The following is a 5,453-nucleotide window of genomic DNA, read 5'->3' as shown; positions in this document are numbered from 1 at the left end:
GATGCGAAGCAGTCAAGGTTCTTTAAAAATTAACAGTCGATAAGCGTGGGCGTTTAACGAAGTGCGACAGACTTTCGGGTCTGGAAACTTTAAATATTTAAACGCTCACAAAGAAATATAGGTAAGAAATTATCTGTCAGTATTTTGAGTGAGTGACCGGTTCGAAAGAACCAGCCAGCAATGGCAAAACAGAGATTGAACTGAAGAGTTTGATCCTGGCTCAGATTGAACGCTGGCGGCATGCCTTACACATGCAAGTCGAACGGCAGCACGGGAGCTTGCTCCTGGTGGCGAGTGGCGAACGGGTGAGTAATATATCGGAACGTGCCCTAGAGTGGGGGATAACTAGTCGAAAGATTAGCTAATACCGCATACGATCTATGGATGAAAGTGGGGGATCGCAAGACCTCATGCTCCTGGAGCGGCCGATATCTGATTAGCTAGTTGGTGAGGTAAAGGCTCACCAAGGCTACGATCAGTAGCTGGTCTGAGAGGACGACCAGCCACACTGGAACTGAGACACGGTCCAGACTCCTACGGGAGGCAGCAGTGGGGAATTTTGGACAATGGGCGCAAGCCTGATCCAGCAATGCCGCGTGAGTGAAGAAGGCCTTCGGGTTGTAAAGCTCTTTTGTCAGGGAAGAAACGGGTGAAGCTAATATCTTTGCCTAATGACGGTACCTGAAGAATAAGCACCGGCTAACTACGTGCCAGCAGCCGCGGTAATACGTAGGGTGCAAGCGTTAATCGGAATTACTGGGCGTAAAGCGTGCGCAGGCGGTTGTGCAAGACAGATGTGAAATCCCCGGGCTCAACCTGGGAATTGCATTTGTGACTGCACGGCTAGAGTGTGTCAGAGGGGGGTAGAATTCCACGTGTAGCAGTGAAATGCGTAGATATGTGGAGGAATACCGATGGCGAAGGCAGCCCCCTGGGATAACACTGACGCTCATGCACGAAAGCGTGGGGAGCAAACAGGATTAGATACCCTGGTAGTCCACGCCCTAAACGATGTCTACTAGTTGTCGGGTCTTAATTGACTTGGTAACGCAGCTAACGCGTGAAGTAGACCGCCTGGGGAGTACGGTCGCAAGATTAAAACTCAAAGGAATTGACGGGGACCCGCACAAGCGGTGGATGATGTGGATTAATTCGATGCAACGCGAAAAACCTTACCTACCCTTGACATGTACGGAAGGCCGAAGAGATTTGGCTGTGCTCGAAAGAGAACCGTAACACAGGTGCTGCATGGCTGTCGTCAGCTCGTGTCGTGAGATGTTGGGTTAAGTCCCGCAACGAGCGCAACCCTTGTCATTAGTTGCTACGAAAGGGCACTCTAATGAGACTGCCGGTGACAAACCGGAGGAAGGTGGGGATGACGTCAAGTCCTCATGGCCCTTATGGGTAGGGCTTCACACGTCATACAATGGTACATACAGAGGGCCGCCAACCCGCGAGGGGGAGCTAATCCCAGAAAGTGTATCGTAGTCCGGATTGTAGTCTGCAACTCGACTACATGAAGTTGGAATCGCTAGTAATCGCGGATCAGCATGTCGCGGTGAATACGTTCCCGGGTCTTGTACACACCGCCCGTCACACCATGGGAGCGGGTTCTGCCAGAAGTAGTTAGCCTAACCGCAAGGAGGGCGATTACCACGGCAGGGTTCGTGACTGGGGTGAAGTCGTAACAAGGTAGCCGTATCGGAAGGTGCGGCTGGATCACCTCCTTTCTAGAGTGCGCATGAAGTTAAGCGTCCACACTTATCGTCTGTTAGTAAAGAAGAACAGTTATATCGGTTGCGGCGGCAGTAGTCTGCTGGCTGACTGCTGATTACTGATCCAAGCGGGTCTGTAGCTCAGCTGGTTAGAGCACCGTGTTGATAACGCGGGGGTCGTTGGTTCGAGCCCAACCAGACCCACCAAGAGTTTCGGGGGTTTAGCTCAGCTGGGAGAGCACCTGCTTTGCAAGCAGGGGGTCGTCGGTTCGATCCCGTCAACCTCCACCAAGAAACGTCAAACCTAAGTCGCACGAGAGCTGAGAAAGCGCGTGTGGATTTAGGTTTGGTCTTTTAGCGATCAATAGCTGTTTTTGTTCTTTAACAATCTGGAAGAAGTAAAGAATTCGTCAACGACGAATGCCAGGATTTCGATCCTTGCATGCGAAGTTGATGGGTGTGATTGTATCAATCAAAGTATTACGAAGTGATCTTAGCAATTAGAAGACTTACTTTGGCAATACGGCAAACGCTAAACTCAAAAAGCTCTATAACGATCTCTCGGAAGAGAGGCTAACGTTATAGGGACAAGTGAATAAGTGCACATGGTGGATGCCTTGGCGATTACAGGCGATGAAGGACGTAGTAGCTTGCGATAAGCTGCGGGGAGCGAGCAAACACGCTTTGATCCGCAGATTTCCGAATGGGGAAACCCACCCGCAAGGGTATCACTGACTGAATACATAGGTCTGTGAGGCGAACGCGGCGAACTGAAACATCTAAGTAGCTGCAGGAAAAGAAATCAACCGAGATTCCCAAAGTAGTGGCGAGCGAAATGGGACCAGCCTGCAAGATTTAGCATTTTTGATAGTGGAACGGAATGGAAAGTCCGGCCATAGAGGGTGATAGCCCCTTACACGAAATCATTAGTGTGGAACTAAGCTTGCGACAAGTAGGGCGGGACACGTGAAATCCTGTCTGAACATGGGGGGACCATCCTCCAAGGCTAAATACTCGTAATCGACCGATAGTGAACCAGTACCGTGAGGGAAAGGCGAAAAGAACCCCGGAAGGGGAGTGAAATAGATCCTGAAACCGTGTGCATACAAACAGTAGGAGCCTCGTAAGGGGTGACTGCGTACCTTTTGTATAATGGGTCAGCGACTTACATTCAGTGGCAAGGTTAACCGAATAGGGAAGCCGTAGAGAAATCGAGTCCGAATAGGGCGTTCAGTCGCTGGGTGTAGACCCGAAACCAAGTGATCTACTCATGGCCAGGATGAAGGTGCGGTAACACGCACTGGAGGTCCGAACCCACTAATGTTGAAAAATTAGGGGATGAGCTGTGGGTAGGGGTGAAAGGCTAAACAAACTTGGAAATAGCTGGTTCTCTCCGAAAACTATTTAGGTAGTGCCTCAAGTATCACCATCGGGGGTAGAGCACTGTTATGGCTAGGGGGTCATCGCGACTTACCAACCCATTGCAAACTCCGAATACCGATGAGTGCGAGCTTGGGAGACAGACGTCGGGTGCTAACGTCCGGCGTCAAGAGGGAAACAACCCAGACCGCCAGCTAAGGTCCCAAAGATTGGCTAAGTGGAAAACGAAGTGGGAAGGCTAAAACAGTCAGGAGGTTGGCTTAGAAGCAGCCATCCTTTAAAGAAAGCGTAATAGCTCACTGATCGAGTCGTCCTGCGCGGAAGATGTAACGGGGCTAAGCCAGTCACCGAAGCTGCGGATATGCGTAAGCATATGGTAGGAGAGCGTTCTGTAAGCCTGCGAAGGTGTCTTGTAAAGGATGCTGGAGGTATCAGAAGTGCGAATGCTGACATGAGTAGCGATAATGGGGGTGAAAAGCCTCCACGCCGTAAGCCCAAGGTTTCCTGTTCAACGTTCATCGGAGCAGGGTGAGTCGGCCCCTAAGGCGAGGCAGAGATGCGTAGCTGATGGGAAGCAGGTTAATATTCCTGCACCGTCGTTAGATGCGATGGGGGGACGGATCGCGGAAGGTTGTCCGGGTGTTGGATGTCCCGGTTCCTGTATCAGAGAAGGCTGTTAGGCAAATCCGGCAGCGTAATTCAAGGGTATGGGACGAGCGAACTTGTTCGCGAAGCAATCGGAAGTGGTTCCAAGAAAAGCCTCTAAGCTTCAGTCTAACGAGACCGTACCGCAAACCGACACAGGTGGGCGAGATGAGTATTCTAAGGCGCTTGAGAGAACTCGGGAGAAGGAACTCGGCAAATTTGTACCGTAACTTCGGGATAAGGTACGCCCTAGTAGTTTGACTGGCCTGCGCCAGGAGGACAAACGGGTTGCAATAAAAAGGTGGCTGCGACTGTTTAATAAAAACACAGCACTCTGCAAACACGAAAGTGGACGTATAGGGTGTGACGCCTGCCCGGTGCTGGAAGATTAAATGATGGGGTGCAAGCTCTTGATTGAAGTCCCAGTAAACGGCGGCCGTAACTATAACGGTCCTAAGGTAGCGAAATTCCTTGTCGGGTAAGTTCCGACCTGCACGAATGGCGTAACGATGGCCACACTGTCTCCTCCCGAGACTCAGCGAAGTTGAAATGTTTGTGATGATGCAATCTACCCGCGGCTAGACGGAAAGACCCCATGAACCTTTACTGTAGCTTTGCATTGGACTTTGAACCAATCTGTGTAGGATAGGTGGGAGGCTTTGAAGTAGGGACGCCAGTCTCTATGGAGCCATCCTTGAAATACCACCCTGGTTTGTTTGAGGTTCTAACCTTGGTCCGTTATCCGGATCGGGGACAGTGCATGGTAGGCAGTTTGACTGGGGCGGTCTCCTCCCAAAGTGTAACGGAGGAGTTCGAAGGTACGCTAGGTACGGTCGGACATCGTGCTAATAGTGCAATGGCATAAGCGTGCTTAACTGCGAGACTGACAAGTCGAGCAGGTACGAAAGTAGGACATAGTGATCCGGTGGTTCTGTATGGAAGGGCCATCGCTCAACGGATAAAAGGTACTCTGGGGATAACAGGCTGATTCCTCCCAAGAGTTCATATCGACGGGGGAGTTTGGCACCTCGATGTCGGCTCATCACATCCTGGGGCTGTAGCCGGTCCCAAGGGTATGGCTGTTCGCCATTTAAAGTGGTACGTGAGCTGGGTTTAAAACGTCGTGAGACAGTTTGGTCCCTATCTGCCGTGGGCGTTGGAAGTTTGAAGGGGGCTGCTCCTAGTACGAGAGGACCGGAGTGGACGAACCTCTGGTGTATCGGTTGTCACGCCAGTGGCATTGCCGAGTAGCTAAGTTCGGAAGAGATAACCGCTGAAAGCATCTAAGCGGGAAACTCGCCTTGAGATGAGACTTCCCGGGAGTTTAACTCCCCTAAAGGGTCGTTCGAGACCAGGACGTTGATAGGTCAGGTGTGGAAGCGCAGTAATGCGTTAAGCTAACTGATACTAATTGCCCGTGTGGCTTGTCCCTATAACATTAGCTGTTATAGCTTTAGAGTTAATAATGTGTTTGCCTCGATCGGCACATCACACCCAAAGATAAAATTTACTTCTTCCCAGATTGCGTTGTTTGGCCATCCTAGTTCCAATTGGACCCAAGCAACACTACAAGTTATGCCTGATGACTATAGCAAGTTGGTACCACCCCTTCCCATCCCGAACAGGACCGTGAAACGACTTCGCGCCGATGATAGTGCTGCAACCAGTGTGAAAGTAGGTCATCGTCAGGCTATTAATTAAGCTCAAGCCCCA

At 50.9% G+C, this 5,453-nt stretch carries 2 tRNA genes and 3 rRNA genes; all 5 read left to right on the top strand.

Going from position 1 to position 5,453, the window contains the following annotated elements:
• The first annotated feature begins 197 nt into the window (after positions 1-197).
• A 16S ribosomal RNA gene (locus tag AKL25_RS23515) occupies positions 198-1,730 on the top strand.
• Between the two features lie 115 nt (positions 1,731-1,845).
• A tRNA-Ile gene (locus AKL25_RS23510) sits at positions 1,846-1,922 on the top strand.
• Positions 1,923-1,930: 8 nt separating this feature from the next.
• Positions 1,931-2,006, top strand: a tRNA-Ala gene (locus AKL25_RS23505).
• Positions 2,007-2,300: 294 nt separating this feature from the next.
• A 23S ribosomal RNA gene (locus AKL25_RS23500) occupies positions 2,301-5,172 on the top strand.
• 146 nt (positions 5,173-5,318) lie between these two features.
• A 5S ribosomal RNA gene (gene rrf, locus AKL25_RS23495) occupies positions 5,319-5,431 on the top strand.
• The 16S, 23S and 5S rRNA genes sit together here with 2 tRNA genes alongside, the layout of an rRNA operon.
• Positions 5,432-5,453 lie beyond the last annotated feature (22 nt).

This window comes from Herbaspirillum rhizosphaerae, from assembly GCF_001189965.1.
In the GTDB taxonomy this organism is placed as follows: Bacteria; Pseudomonadota; Gammaproteobacteria; order Burkholderiales; family Burkholderiaceae_D; genus Herbaspirillum; species Herbaspirillum rhizosphaerae.
Note: the sequence above shows the minus strand (reverse complement) of the source record. Positions and strands in the feature narration are given on the sequence as shown.